Genomic DNA, 13852 nt, shown 5'->3' with positions numbered 1-13852 from the left:
CTGCGGAACACCGGCCCGGTGCGGTGCGACGGGGAGGGTATCGACGATGTCCTTCCCGCGGAGGGTGGCACGGGCTTGCTTGCCGGCGGTTTCGGCGCCCGGGTGCCGGGGACGACGCGGGCGAGGAGCTGGTCGACCTTGACCTGGTCGCCGGGGGCGACGAGGAGTTCGACGGTGCCGTCGACGGGCGTGGTCAGGGCGTGTTCCATCTTCATCGCCTCGACGACGACGACGGTGCTGCCGGCGGTGACGGTGGCACCGTTCTCGACGGGGACGGCGATGACGGTGCCGGGCATCGGGCTGGTCAGCTCGGCCTCGCCGGCGTGGGCGTCGGCGTCGCGGATGTTCGGTTCGCGGGCCTCGCGCACCGGCCAGGTGCCGCCGTCACCGGCGAGCCACAGCTGCCCGTCGCCCTCGGCGACGAGGAACTCCGAGCGCACCCCGTCGAGGGTGACGGCGAGGCGGCCGGCGTCGAGCCGGGCGGTGAGTGCCCGCTCGGGGCCGTCCTCGATCCGGGCGGTGGCGGCCTCCGGGGTGCCGGTGAGGTGCACGTGATCGGTGCGGGTGGGGGTCTGCAGCCGCACGGTGGTCGGCGCGGGTCCTCCGACCCGCCAGCCGGTGGGCCGGTCCCACGGGTCCACTGCCGACGTCGTGGACGTCGCGGGCCAGCGGCGCAGCCAGCGGTGCGCGGCCGCGGCGACGAGCACCGCGTCGGGGGTGTCCGGGGCGGTGTAGTCGTCGAGGCGGCGATCGAGCAGCCCGGTGTCGAGGTTGCCGGCCTGCACGTCGGGATCGGCGAGCAGGAAGCGGGCGAAGTCGATGTTGGTGACCACCCCGAGGACCGCGGTCTCGGCCAGGGCCCGGTCGAGCCGGCGCAGCGCGGCGGCGCGGTCGGGTCCGTGCGCGATCACCTTCGACAGCATCGGGTCGTAGTCGCTGCCGACGACCGTGCCCACCTCGAGCCCGGAGTCGACGCGGATGCCCACCCCGGTGCCGGCCTGGTTGGCGGGTTCGTCGAGCCCGACGACGGTGCCGCCGGTGGGCAGGAATCCGCGGGCGGGGTCCTCGGCGTAGACGCGGGCCTCGATCGCGTGCCCGGTCAGGGTGATGTCGTCCTGTTCGAAGCCGAGCGCCTCGCCGGCGGCGACGCGCACCTGCCACTCCACCAGGTCCAGTCCGGTGACCAGTTCGGTGACGGGGTGCTCGACCTGCAGGCGGGTGTTCATCTCCATGAAGAAGAACTCGTCCGGCGCGTCCGCGGAGACGATGAACTCCACCGTGCCGGCGCCGGTGTAGTCGACGCTGCGGGCGGTGTTGCACGCGGCCTGCCCGATCCGGGCGCGAGTGGCCTCGTCGAGCAGCGGCGACGGGGCCTCCTCGATCACCTTCTGGTGGCGGCGCTGCAGGCTGCACTCACGCTCGCCGAGATGGACGACGTTGCCGTGGGTGTCGGCGAGGATCTGCACCTCGATGTGCCGCGGGCGCTGCACGAACCGTTCGAGGAACAGGGTGTCGTCACCGAACGCGGAGGCCGCCTCGCGCCGCGCGGAGGCGAGCGCCTCGGCGAGCTGACCGGATTCGGTGACCAGGCGCATGCCCTTGCCGCCGCCGCCGGCGGACGGCTTGATCAGCACCGGGTACCCGATGTCGCCGGCCGCGGCGATCAGCTCGTCGTCGGTCAGGCCGGGCCGGGAGATGCCCGGCACGACCGGGACGTCGAACGCGGCGACGGCGTTCTTGGCGGTGATCTTGTCGCCCATGACCTCGATGGCCTTGGCGGGCGGGCCGAGGAACACGATCCCGGCGTCGGCGCAGGCCTGCGCGAAGCCCGAGTTCTCGGACAGGAAGCCGTAACCGGGGTGGATCGCCTGCGCACCGGTGCGCCGGGCCGCGTCGATCACCTTGGCGATGTCGAGGTAGCTCTCGCGCGCGGCGGCGGGGCCGAGGCGCACCGCGGTGTCGGCCTCACGCACGTGCCGGGCGCCGGCGTCGGCGTCGCTGTACACGGCGACGGACCGGATGCCCATGCGGCGCAGGGTCCGGATCACCCGGACCGCGATCTCCCCGCGGTTGGCCACCAGTACGGTATGGAACATCCCGGCTCGGCCGGTGGTATCGAACATGTTCATGTGCCTCACATCCGGAAGACGCCGTAGGAGACCGGCTCGAGGGGTGCGTTCGCGCACGCCGACAGGGCCAGGCCGAGAACTTCCCGCGTGTCGGCGGGATCGATGATGCCGTCGTCCCACAGCCGCGCGGTCGAGTAGTAGGGGTTGCCCTGGTGCTCGTACTGCGCGCGGATCGGCGCCTTGAACGCCTCCTCCTGCTCGGCGGTCCACGGGGTGCCGGACGCGTCGAGCTGTTCCGAACGCACCGTCGCCAGGACGGAGGCGGCCTGCTCGCCGCCCATCACCGAGATGCGGGCGTTGGGCCACATCCACAGGAAGCGCGGCGAGTACGCCCGCCCGCACATCGAGTAGTTGCCGGCGCCGTAGGAGCCGCCGACGACGACGGTCAGCTTCGGCACCCGCGCGCACGCGACGGCGGTGACCATCTTGGCGCCGTGCTTGGCGATGCCGCCGGCCTCGTAGTCCCGGCCGACCATGAAGCCGGAGATGTTCTGCAGGAACAGCAGCGGGATCGAGCGCTTGTCGCACAGCTCGATGAAATGGGCGCCCTTCTGGGCGGATTCACCGAACAGCACGCCGTTGTTGGCGACGATGCCGACCGGGTGGCCGTGGATCCGGGCGAAGCCGGTGACCAGGGTCTTGCCGTACTCGGCCTTGAACTCGGAAAAGCTCGAGCCGGGCCCGGCGGGGTCGCCGTCGACGATGCGCTCGATGACCTCGTGCACGTCGTAGGGGGTGCGCGGGTCGGTGGGCACCACGTCGTACAGCTCGGCCGGATCCGCGGCGGGCGCGAAGGTCGGCGCCACGTCCCACGGCCGGGGGTTGCGGGGCCCGAACGTGGCGACGATGTCGCGCACCCTGTTCAGCGCGTCGCGGTCGTCCTCGGCGAGATGGTCGGTGACACCGGAGACCTTCGAGTGCAGGTCGCCGCCGCCGAGTTCCTCCGCGGTGACGACCTCGCCGGTGGCGGCCTTCACCAGCGGCGGGCCGCCGAGGAAGATGGTGCCCTGGTTGCGGACGATGACGGCCTCGTCGCTCATCGCGGGCACGTAGGCGCCGCCGGCGGTGCACGAGCCCAGCACCGCGGCGATCTGCGGGATCCCCTTGGCGCTCATAGTGGCCTGGTTGTAGAAGATGCGGCCGAAGTGCTCGCGGTCGGGGAACACCTCGTCCTGCCGCGGCAGGAACGCCCCGCCGGAGTCGACCAGGTAGAGGCAGGGCAGCTGGTTCTGCAGCGCGATCTCCTGCGCCCGCAGGTGCTTCTTGACCGTGATCGGGTAGTAGGTGCCGCCCTTGACGGTGGCGTCGTTGGCGACGATCACGCACTCGCGGCCGGACACCCGGCCGATGCCGGCGATGATGCCCGCGCCCGGGCACTCGTCGTCGTACATGCCGTTCGCGGCCAGCGGCGCGATCTCGAGAAACGCGCTGCCGGGGTCGAGCAGGGCGTCGACGCGGTCCCGGGGCAGCAGCTTGCCGCGGGCGACGTGCCGATCCCGCGCCTTCTCACTGCCGCCGAGGGCGGCGGTCGCGAGCATGTCGCGCAGCTCGGCGACCAGCTGGACGTGCTGGTCGCGGTAGGTCCGCGGAGCGGTCGTTGGGGGGGTTGTCACAGTACCGTCCTCGCCATGGGGGTGAACGCCTGAGTTAATACTCGATAACTGAAAATAAGGTTAGCTGTGATTAACTGAGTTGTCCAGACCACATCAGGAAGGAAGGGTGCGGCCGATGACCGAGCTGAAGCCGGACACCGACGAGCAGCTGCTCACCGCGCGCGGCCGGGCCAAGGCCGACCGGCGGCGGCAACTGCTGCAGGCCGCGGCACGGCTCGTCGCCGAGCGCGGCTTCAACGGCGTGCGCCTCGAGGATCTCGGCGCGGCGGTGGGCATCAGCGGTCCCGCCGTCTACCGGCACTTCCCCAACAAGGACGCGCTGCTCGTCGAGCTCCTGGTCGACATCAGCCGCCGCCTGCTGGCGGGCGGTACCGACGTGATCGACCACACCGACGAGCCCCGGCGCGCACTCGACCGGCTCGTGGACTTCCACCTCGACTTCGCGCTCGGGGAGCCGGACCTGATCCGCGTCCAGGACCGGGAGCTGCAGTCCCTCCCGGAGGACGCCCGCCGGGAGGTGCGCCAGACCCAGCGGCGGTACGTCGAGCTGTGGGTGGGCGTGCTGCGCCGGCTCGACCCCGCACTGGGGGAGTCCGACGCTCGGACCATGGCCCACGCGGCGTTCGGGCTCATCAACTCGACGCCGCACAGCGCCGACCGGGCCTCTCCCGCGGCGACCCGGGCGGTCCTGCGGCGCATGACCCTGGCCGCGCTCGGCGCCGATCGGCCGGGCACCGCGGCCTCCGGGACCTGAACAGACACGGGACCCCGTCCGGATCTCCGGACGGGGTCCCGTTTCGCCGCTGTTACCGGACCCTGCTCCTCGTCATGGAGGTGTAGGCCAGCGTCAGCACCGCGGCCACGGCGATACTGATGATCCAGCGGATCCAGTCGATACCCTCGGTGTCGCCCTGGTCGCTGATCATGCCCCAGATCCAGTAGCCGAGCAGGGCACCGATGATGCCGATGACGATGGTGATGAGCCATCCCATCGCCTGCTTCCCCGGTATCACCAGGCGTGCGAGCACACCGATGACCGCGCCGAAGATGATCGTGCCGATGATTTCTCCCATCACGGGCTCCTCTCTCGGAACATCGAACCGTGGGGACGGTATGCCACAGGGTGCGCGGAATATGCGCACTTCGGGTGAATTCCGGTGAATCTTCTGCAAAAAGTTGCGCGGTCCCGGAGGTGCGCCCCGCCCGGCGGGCGAGGCGCACCCCACGATCAGGCGTCGTGGACGATGACGCCGCGGATGTTCTTGCCGTCCCGCAGGTCCTGGTAGCCCTGGTTGACCTCCTCCAGGCTGTAGCGGTGGGTGACCAGCTCGTCGAGCTTCAGCTGGCCGGCATCGTAGAGCCGCAGCAGCCGCACGATGTCGTACTGCGGGTTCGCCGAACCGAACAGCGAGCCCTTGATGGTCTTCTGGAACAGAGTCAGTTCCGTTCCGGACACGTGCACGGTCAGCTTCTCGGGATTGGCCAGGCCGGTGATGACGACGGTGCCGCCCTTGCCCACGATCGAGGTGGCCGCCGAGACGACCTCCTCGTCGACGGTGCCGACGAGGATCAGGGCGGCGTCGGCGCCCTGGCCCCAGCTCAGCTCGTTGACCTTCTCGGCCGCCTCGGCGGCACTCGCGAAGGCGTGCGTGGCACCGAACTTCAGGGCGGTCTCGCGCTTGAACTCCACCGGGTCGACGACCACCACGTACTTGGCGCCCGCGTGCACGGCACCCTGGACGGCATTGACACCGAGGCCGCCGATGCCGTAGATCACGACGATGTCCCCGGCACGGACGTCCCCGGCGTACACCGCGGTGCCCCAACCGGACGGCACACCGCAGCCGACGAGCACGGCGGTCTCGAGCGGGAGCCAGTCGTCGACCTTGACCACCGAGTGCTGCGAGATGGTGGCGCGTTCGGCGAACGTGCCGAGCATGCACATCGCGCCGAAGTCGGTGCTGCCGGAATGGAACCGGAACGAGCCGTCCGGCATGCAGCCCTCGAGGATGGTGGCGCCCATGTCGCACAGGTTCTGCCGGCCCGTCGAGCAGTACCGGCAGGTGCCGCAGTTCGGGATGAAGCTGCACACCACGTGGTCACCGGGCTTGACCTTGGTGACGCCAGGGCCGACCTCCTCGATGATGCCGGAACCCTCGTGGCCACCGACGATCGGGAAGCGCGGGGGCAGGTCCCCGTCGGTCAGGTGCAGGTCCGAGTGGCACAGGCCCGCCGCGGTGTACTTGATCAGCACCTCGCCGGGGCCCGGGCCGTCGAGGTCGAGTTCCATGATCTCGAACGGCTTGCCGGTCTCGAGCAGGACTGCGGCTTTGGTCTTCATCGTTGTTCTCCTTGGGGTGGCGGGTGACGGGGGTCAGAGGGCGATGTTCACGGCCTTGGTCTGGGTGTAGAGGTCCAGCGCTCCCGCGCCGAGCTCGCGTCCCCACCCGGACTGCTTGAACCCGCCGAACGGCATCGCGGTGTCGAAGCCGTTGTACTGGTTGATCCACACCGAACCGGCCTTGAGCCGCCGCGCGGTGCGGTGCGCCTTCGACAGGTCCCGGGTCCAGATGCCGGCGGCCAGCCCGTAGATCGAGTCGTTGGCCGCGGCGGTGATGCCCTCGTCGGCGTCGAACGGCATGGCGGCGACGACGGGACCGAAGATCTCCTCGCGCACCACGCTGAAGTCGGGCTGCACGTCCACCAGCACGGTCGGTTCGACGAAGAAGCCCTTGTCGCCCCAGCGCTTTCCGCCGGTGAGGGCGCGTGCCCCGTCGGTCAGGCCCTGGCGCAGGTAGCCGGTGACCCGGTCCAGCTGCTCCTGGGAGACCAGCGGGCCGAGCTGGGTGGCCGGGTCGAGACCGGGGCCGATCTTCACCTTGCTCGCCGCCTCCGCGACGGCCTCGGTGAACTTCTCGAAGATGGGACGCTCGACGAACAACCGGGTGCCGGCGACGCAGCACTGGCCGTGGTTGAACAGCCACGCATCGAGCGATCCGGCGACGGCGGCGTCGAAATCGGCGTCGGCGAAGACGATGTTCGGGCTCTTGCCGCCGAGTTCGAGAGAGACCTTCTTCAGGTTTCCCTTGGCGGCGTCGACGACCTTCTTGCCCACCTCGGTGGACCCGGTGAAGGCGATCTTGTCGACGTCGTCGTGGGCGGCGAGCGCGGCGCCGGCGTCGCCGAAGCCGGGCACGATGTTCACCACGCCGGGCGGGAAGCCGGCCTCCTCGAAGATCTCGGCGAGCAGCAGCGCCGTGAGCGGGGTCTGCTCTGCGGGCTTGAGGATGACCGTGTTGCCGGCGGCCAGGGCCGGCGCGAGCTTGAACGCGGCCATCAGCAGCGGGAAGTTCCAGGGCACGATGAGCCCGCACACGCCCACCGGCTCGCGCAGCGTGTAGGCGTGGAACTCACCGCCGGGCACGAACGGCATCGTGACGTTGACCGTGCTGCCCTCGATCTTGGTGGCCCACCCGGCGTAGTAGCGGAAGATGTCCGCCGACCACGCCGTGTCCACGGCCGCGGCGATCACGGCGGACTTGCCGTTGTCGAGGGCCTCGAGCTGGCCGAACTCCTCGGCACGTTCGGTGAGCAGATCACCGACCCGCCAGATCATGCGCTCGCGCTCGGCGGCCTTCATCGTCGGCCAGGGGCCCTCGTCGAACGCCTTGCGGGCGGCCCGCACGGCCCGGTCGACGTCCTCGGCGGCGCCGTGGGCGACGTCGGTGAGCTTGTCCCCGGTCGCGGGATCGTAGGTCGCGAAGACGCGGCCCGAGGCGGCGTCGACCCATTCGCCGCCGATGTAGAGCTGCCTGGTCCCGGAGAGAAACTCCCGAACCCGCGGAGCGACGGTGTGCTCGGCAACAGCTGTCATGCCCAACCTCCTGAAGTAGTGTGACACGGGTCATACTGCTTCGGGCAGGCCCGCGGGAACTGTTCAAGGATTGGACAGTGCGCACATGCGCATACGACGGTCAGCCGGCGATGCCGAGTGCGCGGATCCTGCTGTAGAGGGTGGTGCGGCTGATGCCGAGCCGCGCCGCGGCGTGCACCTTGTTGCCGCCGCTCTCGCGCAGCGCCTCGATGATGGCCTCCCGCTCGGCGCGCTCGCGCCCGCCCAGACGCGAGACCCGGCTCGTCGCGCGGTACTCGACCGGCAGATCCTCCACCCGCACCGGCAGCGGGGACTCCCGCTCCGGGATGGCGGCCAGCACCGCCCGCAGCTCGGCGAGGTTGCCGGGCCACGAGCGTTCCGACAGCGCCGTCAGGGCACTGGGGCCCAGGCGCAGGTCCGGCCGGTCGAGTTCCCGGGCCAGCGCGGAGGCCAGGTCGCCGAGTTCCCGGATCCGTTGCCGCAGCGCGGGCACCCGGACCTGACCGGGGCAGCGCGCCAACAGTTCTCGCACCGTCGGGCGGACGTCGTCCAGGGGGTCCGCGGTGAGCACGAGGCGGGCCGCGGCCGGGTCGGAGAGCATCGACGAGAGCAGCGCCAGCACCGGATCCGGCGCCAGGTGCACGTGTTCGACGACCACGACGCCGCCGTCCGCCGCAGCGGCGACCGACAGCAGCCCGGCCGCCCACTCGTGTTCGCCCTCGCCGACGATCCGGGCGGCGTCGAGGAAGGTGACGGTGTCACGTACGAGTTCCCTTGCGGCCCAGGTCCGTCCGCTCCCGGGCTCGCCGAGGATCGCCACGCCACCGGTGCGCTCGCGCAGCCGTCCGAGCCGCTGCCGCAGCCGCGTCGTCGCGTCCTGCGCGACGTCGCTGCGGGGCACGGGTTCCCGCGCGGCGGCGGCGTCGAGCAGGAACAGCGCCCCGCTGCCGATGCCCGGGATGCGGTCGATCCGCAACCGGGTGCGCCCGCCGGCGGACAACGCGAAGTCCATCGTGCGGGACTCCCCCGCCGGCAGGTCGACCGCGATCGCGCGCAGCGCCGCGTGGTCGGCGGGCACGAGCAGTTCCACGGCGGCCTTGTTGGTGAGCATGATGTCCTCACCCATGGCCGCGACCGCGACGCCGCGCTGCTGCGCGGCCCGCTGGAACGCATCGACCACCCGCCGGTCCGATTCGCGGGCCCCCTCGAGCAACCGCGCCTCGATGTCGCGGGCCGCGCGGGCGAGGAACGGCACGAACAGCGGATTGGCGATCTTGCCGGCGGCGGTGATGTCGAGGATGCCTTCGATGCGGCGGGTGACGGGATGCACGAGGGGGTGCCCGTAGCAGCTGAAGTCCTTGAGGGACTCGAGGTAGTGCTCCTCGCCGTGCACCACGAGGCTCTGCCGCACCTCGAACGGGGTGCCGAGAGCGTTGGTGCCGTAGGTGTCCTCGCTCAGGGTCGCGCCGGGGACCACGCCGATCTCCTCCATGGCGCGCTGCATGGGTGCCGCGTCGAACAGCCGGGCCACGATCCGGCAGTCCCGGTCCACAAGGAGGATGCAGCAGCCCGTGCCGGCGAGCTGCGTGCGCAGCTCGTCGAGCACCGGCCGGGCGGCTTCGAGCAGCCGCCCGGCCGCGTCCGAGGGGCCCAGCAGGGTCGGCTCGGGGAGCCGTCCCGGGTCGATCCCGCTCAACTGCGAGCGTTTCCAGGACAGCGCGATCTCCGGCCGCAGACCGTTCACCCCCGCTCGGCCTCCCCGAGCAGGGCCGTGGACAGCTCCCGCATCTCGACCTTGCGGATCTTGCCGGTGACCGTCATCGGAAACTCGTCGACGATGTGCACGTAGCGGGGGATCTTGTAGTGCGCGAGCTTGCCCGTGCAGTACTCGCGCAGCGACTGCGCGTCGAGCGGCGCCGCCCCCTCCCGCATCCGGATCCACACCATGAGCTCCTCCCCGTACTTCTCGTCGGGCACGCCGACGACCTGGGCGTCGAGAATGTCCGGGTGGGTGTAGAGGAACTCCTCGATCTCCCGCGGGTAGATGTTCTCGCCACCACGGATGACCATGTCCTTGATGCGGCCGGTGACCGAGACGTACCCGTCGGCGTCCATGACGCCGATGTCGCCGGTGTGCATCCACCGGGCCTTGTCGATGGCCTCGGCGGTCTTGTCGGGCTGGTTCCAGTAGCCGAGCATCACCGAGTAGCCGCGGGTGCACAGCTCGCCCGGTTCACCGCGCGGGACGGTCAGGCCCGTGGCCGGGTCGACGATCTTGACCTCGAGGTGCGGGCCGACGCGGCCGACGGTGGACACGCGCTGGTCGATGGTGTCGTCGCTGCGGGTCTGCAGGGACACCGGCGAGGTCTCGGTCATGCCGTAGCAGATGGAGACCTCGGTCATGCCCATCCGCTCGATGACCTGCTTCATCACCTCGACCGGGCACGGGGAGCCGGCCATGATGCCGGTCCGCAGGCTCGACAGGTCGTGGGTCTCGAAGGAGGGGTCGGCGAGTTCGGCGATGAACATCGTCGGCACCCCGTACAGGGAGGTGCAGCGCTCCTCGGCGACGGCGGCCAGGGTCTGGGCCGGGTCGAAGGCGGGGCCGGGGATGACCATCGTCGCGCCGTGGCTGGTGCAGGCCAGGTTGCCCATGACCATGCCGAAGCAGTGGTAGAAGGGCACCGGGATGCACACCTTGTCGTTCTCGGTGTAGTGGCACAGTTCGCCGACGAAGAATCCGTTGTTGAGGATGTTGTGGTGGCTGAGGGTGGCGCCCTTGGGGAACCCGGTCGTGCCGGACGTGTACTGGATGTTGATCGGATCGTCGGCCGACAGGTCACGCTGCGCGGCGTCGAGCCGGGTGCGGTCGTCGGCGAGTGCGGCGCGCCCGGACTCGCCGAGCTCGTCCCATTCGGGGTATCCGAGCAGCACCACCTGTTCGAGGTCCGGGCAGTCGCCGCGCACCTCGGCGATCATCGCGGCGTAGTCGGACGTCTTGAAACTCGGCGCGGAGATCAGCATCCGGATCCCGGCCTGGGTGAGCACGTACTGCAGTTCGTGCGAACGGTAGGCGGGGTTGATGTTGACCAGGATCGCGCCGATCTTCGCGGTGGCGTACTGGACGAACACCCACTCCGCCCGGTTCGGCGCCCAGATGCCCACCCGGTCGCCCTTGCCGATGCCGGCGCGCAGCAGACCGAGCGCGAGGGCGTCGACCTCCGCGGCGAGTTCGGTGTAGGTCCAGCGCCGGCCGGCGGCGCGGTCGACGAGCGCGTCGCGGTCGCCGTGGCGGGCGACGGTGCGGTCGAAGTTGTCGCCGATCGTGTCCCCCAGCAGCGGGGTGTTCCACGCCCCCGAGGTGTAGCTGGGCAGTTCGGGTGTGGCGAAACCGGTCATGGGTGCTCCTGCAGTGTGCGCGGCCCGGGGCGAGCGAGGGGATCTCGTGGACTCGTCCACCATGCTCGCCGATCCGGCGCCGCAGGTGTTCGGATTCTGGACAGTTGGCGGTGCGGTGGCAGCACGAGGCGCCCTCCCCGGGGTGTCGGGGAGGGCGCCGGTGGGATCAGAGCGCTCGGTCGCGGGTCTCGACGAGAGCCTTGGTGCACACGAAGCTCAGCACGCCGAGCACGGAGAGCATGATGCCGATGGCGATGCCGCCGTAGGACGCCGCGAGGGGCGCGGCCAGCATGGGCGGAATCGCGCCACCCAGGACGCCGGCGAGGTTGTAGCCGAGTCCGGCGCCGGTGTACCGGTACCGGGTGTGGAACATCTCCGGCAGCAGCGCGCCGCACGGTCCGTAGGCGATGCCGAAGATGGCCAGGGTGACCATCATGCCGACGACGAACGCGACCGGCGAGCCGGTGTCGAGCAGCGGGAACAGCGCCAGCGCCCACACGACGGAGAAGCCGCAGGAGATCATGATGACGCGCCGGCGGCCGACCCGGTCGGAGTAGAGGGCGGAGAGCACGATCGCGGCGCCGAAGACGAACGAGGCGGCGATGCCGACGGTGAGGACGAACGGCCGGGAGAAGCCGAGGGTCTTGGTCGCGTAGCTGGTCAGGTACGCGGTGCCCATGTAGAAGAAGGCGAACATGATCGCCAGTGCGCCGGCCGAGAGGAGGATCTCCTTGGTCTGGTAGCGCAGGGCGTCGAGGAACGGCAGGGTGCGCTTCTCGGCCGGGGCGGCGGCGCGGGCCTCGCTCTCGGCCCGGAACACGGGGGTCTCCTCGATGGCGAGGCGCATGTAGAGACCGATGGCCACGAGAACGATGCTGAACAGGAACGGGATTCGCCAGCCGTAGTTGAGGAAGGCCTCGTTGGTGTCGCCGAGGGCCAGGCCGGTGAACAGGAAGGTGGCGCTCGACAGGGCGAAGGCGATGGCGGGGCCGAGCTGCGGGAACATCGCGTACAGGCCGCGTTTGCCCGGTGGCGCGTACTCGGCGGTGAGCAGCGTCGCGCCGGCCCATTCCCCGCCGACGGCGAAGCCCTGCGCGAATCGCAGCAGCACGAGGATGATCGGGGCGGCGACGCCGATCGTCTCGGCGCCCGGCAGCAGCCCGATGAGCAGGGTCGAGATGCCCATCAGCAGCAGCGTGGAGACGAGGGTCTTCTTGCGGCCGATGCGGTCGCCGAAGTGCCCGAACAGCATGGCCCCGACCGGGCGGGCGATGAACGCGACGGCGAAGGTCGCGAACGAGGCGACCGTGCCGGCGGTGGCACCGAGAGCCGGGAAGAACACCGTCGGAAAGACCAGGGCTGCGGCGGTTCCGTATATGAAGAAGTCGTAGAACTCGATGGTGGTGCCGATGCAGCTGGCGATGGCGACGCGTCGGATGCCGGGTCCGCCCGGGGCGGGGGCGGTCGGCGCGGCGGGCTTCTGTCCCGCCGGTACCACGGGGGGTTCGGCCCCCGGTGTCGACACTGTGGTCACGTCTGTCCTCCGTATTTCCGTCCGAGCCGCGGCGGCCCTGCGCCGCGCGATGGAAGGAAAGGTAGTGATCCGTCTCACTCCCCCACTACCCCCGAAAGGGGGGTGGCTGTGAGCCGGATCACGTAGTTCGCCGAACGAAGGACTTGGTCGTCGCGGGGCGTCCACCCCGCACCACGCGCGGTCGTCCGCTCGGATTCCGGGACACCCGGTGGCCGAACAACTTTCACGCCGTCTACGCTCCGTTCATGGCGACGACGACCTGGGACCCGCGCGCCCCGGGGATCCTGGCACTACCGTCGGGCCGGTACGTCCGGGGCCGTGGCGTCCGACGTCCCCTTCCGGCCGGACCGCTACCCGCCCTCGGGGTGTACCTCGCGGGCCGGACGCCGCCGGCGGTCCCGTGGGACGCCCGGTGGATCCGGTGGCCCGACTTCCGCCTCCCCACCGACCCCGGCGCTGCCCGCCGGATACTGCACGAGGCGTGGCAGCGGTGCGCGACCGAACGCGTCGAGGTCGCCTGCGGCGGTGGCCGGGGGCGCACGGGCACCGCCCTGGCCTGCCTCGCGATCCTCGACGGCGTACCGCCCGGCGAGGCCGTCGCCTATGTGCGCGAACACTATTCGCACCGAGCGGTGGAGACGCCGTGGCAGCGGCGCTTCGTCGCTGCGTTCCGGTGACCGGCGGCGCCGGTCACCGGCCGGCGGCGCCGGTGAGTTCGGCGCGCATCTCGCTCCACACGGTCGCGTACGAGTCGATGTTCGGCGCCGTCGCCCACGCCAGCGCGCCGGACTTGATCTTCCCGAGCGCCTCGGCGAACAGGTCCTGATACCGCGACAGGCGCGGAACGAACGCCGACACGTCGTCGAAGAGGTTCTGCGCCTTGCGATCCAGCTCGATCAGTTCGTCGAGGAAGTTGGCGGATTCCGGGTCGGCGAGCAGCGCGGAGAGCTCTTCGTCGAGCGGGCCGAACTGCTCGAACAGCTCCGCGAGAGAATCCTCGTCGATCGAGACGCGCTCCGCGTCGAGCTGATCGGTCAGTTCCGCGACCCCTGCGTCGGTCAGGGTGATGCCGTTGCCGGTCTCCTTCGCCTTGCCCTGCGTGACCAGCGCGTCGTACGCCGCCCGCCCGGACGCGACCGACACCCCCAGATGCGCCGCGATCATCTCGGCGGTGACGGTCTCCTTCAACCGCACCGTCTGCAGCAGAGCCAGCTCGTCGACATTGCCAGCGAACGCCATCGTGTCTTCTCCTCGTCGCCCGGTCGCGGGCGGTACGTGTCACCCGGTCGGGCGGAGTACATGA

At 70.7% G+C, this 13852-nt stretch carries 11 protein-coding genes; 2 read left to right on the top strand and 9 right to left on the bottom strand.

Annotated features, from left to right (window positions below):
• Together G6039_RS14725 and G6039_RS14720 are read right to left on the bottom strand one after the other, a co-directional pair.
• Positions 1-2123 (bottom strand): acetyl-CoA carboxylase biotin carboxylase subunit (locus tag G6039_RS14725; RefSeq protein ID WP_241258795.1); only part of this gene is annotated, 2123 nt, incomplete at its 3' end.
• A gap of 11 nt (positions 2124-2134) precedes the next feature.
• Positions 2135-3667 carry a carboxyl transferase domain-containing protein gene (locus G6039_RS14720; protein ID WP_230304576.1) on the bottom strand — a complete coding sequence of 511 codons (1533 nt, stop codon included), beginning with the start codon at positions 3665-3667 and terminating at the stop codon, positions 2135-2137.
• Between the two features lie 190 nt (positions 3668-3857).
• On the opposite strand from G6039_RS14720, the gene G6039_RS14715 reads away from it, so the two are divergent.
• A complete protein-coding gene (locus G6039_RS14715) occupies positions 3858-4496 on the top strand; it encodes an SACE_7040 family transcriptional regulator (protein WP_006947096.1) in 639 nt (212 codons plus the stop codon).
• Positions 4497-4548: 52 nt separating this feature from the next.
• On the opposite strand, the gene G6039_RS14710 is transcribed toward G6039_RS14715, so the two are convergent.
• From G6039_RS14710 to G6039_RS14685, 6 genes are all read right to left on the bottom strand, one after another.
• Positions 4549-4815 (bottom strand): GlsB/YeaQ/YmgE family stress response membrane protein, encoded by a 267-nt coding sequence (locus G6039_RS14710; RefSeq protein ID WP_006947094.1) that lies wholly within the window; start codon positions 4813-4815, stop codon positions 4549-4551.
• Between the two features lie 155 nt (positions 4816-4970).
• Positions 4971-6083 (bottom strand): NDMA-dependent alcohol dehydrogenase, encoded by a 1113-nt coding sequence (locus G6039_RS14705; protein ID WP_006947092.1) that lies wholly within the window; start codon positions 6081-6083, stop codon positions 4971-4973.
• Between the two features lie 33 nt (positions 6084-6116).
• The gene (locus G6039_RS14700) at positions 6117-7616 is read right to left on the bottom strand and encodes an aldehyde dehydrogenase family protein (RefSeq protein WP_006947089.1); all 1500 of its coding nucleotides are present in this window, start codon (positions 7614-7616) and stop codon (positions 6117-6119) included.
• Positions 7617-7716: 100 nt separating this feature from the next.
• Positions 7717-9360 carry a sigma-54-dependent Fis family transcriptional regulator gene (locus G6039_RS14695; RefSeq protein WP_043800486.1) on the bottom strand — a complete coding sequence of 548 codons (1644 nt, stop codon included), beginning with the start codon at positions 9358-9360 and terminating at the stop codon, positions 7717-7719.
• On the bottom strand, positions 9357-11015 hold the full coding sequence (locus tag G6039_RS14690) for an AMP-binding protein (protein ID WP_043800488.1): 1659 nt from the start codon (positions 11013-11015) through the stop codon (positions 9357-9359). Before G6039_RS14690 ends, G6039_RS14695 begins: the two co-directional genes overlap by 4 nt.
• Positions 11016-11181: 166 nt before the next feature.
• The gene (locus G6039_RS14685; RefSeq protein WP_373867436.1) at positions 11182-12549 is read right to left on the bottom strand and encodes an MFS transporter; all 1368 of its coding nucleotides are present in this window, start codon (positions 12547-12549) and stop codon (positions 11182-11184) included.
• A gap of 245 nt (positions 12550-12794) precedes the next feature.
• Here G6039_RS14685 and G6039_RS14680 point away from each other — a divergent pair, with 245 nt between their 5' ends.
• Positions 12795-13226 (top strand): protein-tyrosine phosphatase family protein, encoded by a 432-nt coding sequence (locus tag G6039_RS14680; RefSeq protein WP_043800613.1) that lies wholly within the window; start codon positions 12795-12797, stop codon positions 13224-13226.
• A 13-nt stretch (positions 13227-13239) separates the two neighbouring features.
• On the opposite strand, the gene G6039_RS14675 is transcribed toward G6039_RS14680, so the two are convergent.
• Positions 13240-13788, bottom strand: a complete 549-nt coding sequence (locus G6039_RS14675) for a hypothetical protein (protein WP_043800493.1) — start codon at positions 13786-13788, stop codon at positions 13240-13242.
• Positions 13789-13852: the final 64 nt, after the last annotated feature.

Source organism: Rhodococcus aetherivorans (assembly GCF_011058165.1).
Classification (GTDB): Bacteria; Actinomycetota; Actinomycetes; order Mycobacteriales; family Mycobacteriaceae; genus Rhodococcus; species Rhodococcus aetherivorans.
The sequence above is the reverse complement of the archived record's forward strand: the minus strand, read 5'-3'. Positions and strand labels throughout refer to the sequence as shown.

Bases quoted from the DNA above. Each gene is read 5' to 3' on its own strand.
- G6039_RS14680 (WP_043800613.1), top strand. From the start codon at position 12,795: ATGGCGACGACGACCTGGGACCCGCGCGCCCCGGGGATCCTGGCACTA.
- G6039_RS14710 (WP_006947094.1), bottom strand. From the start codon at position 4,815: ATGGGAGAAATCATCGGCACGATCATCTTCGGCGCGGTCATCGGTGTG.
- G6039_RS14715 (WP_006947096.1), top strand. From the start codon at position 3,858: ATGACCGAGCTGAAGCCGGACACCGACGAGCAGCTGCTCACCGCGCGC.
- G6039_RS14720 (WP_230304576.1), bottom strand. From the start codon at position 3,667: ATGCTCGCGACCGCCGCCCTCGGCGGCAGTGAGAAGGCGCGGGATCGG.
- G6039_RS14675 (WP_043800493.1), bottom strand. From the start codon at position 13,788: ATGGCGTTCGCTGGCAATGTCGACGAGCTGGCTCTGCTGCAGACGGTG.
- G6039_RS14700 (WP_006947089.1), bottom strand. From the start codon at position 7,616: ATGACAGCTGTTGCCGAGCACACCGTCGCTCCGCGGGTTCGGGAGTTT.
- G6039_RS14690 (WP_043800488.1), bottom strand. From the start codon at position 11,015: ATGACCGGTTTCGCCACACCCGAACTGCCCAGCTACACCTCGGGGGCG.
- G6039_RS14705 (WP_006947092.1), bottom strand. From the start codon at position 6,083: ATGAAGACCAAAGCCGCAGTCCTGCTCGAGACCGGCAAGCCGTTCGAG.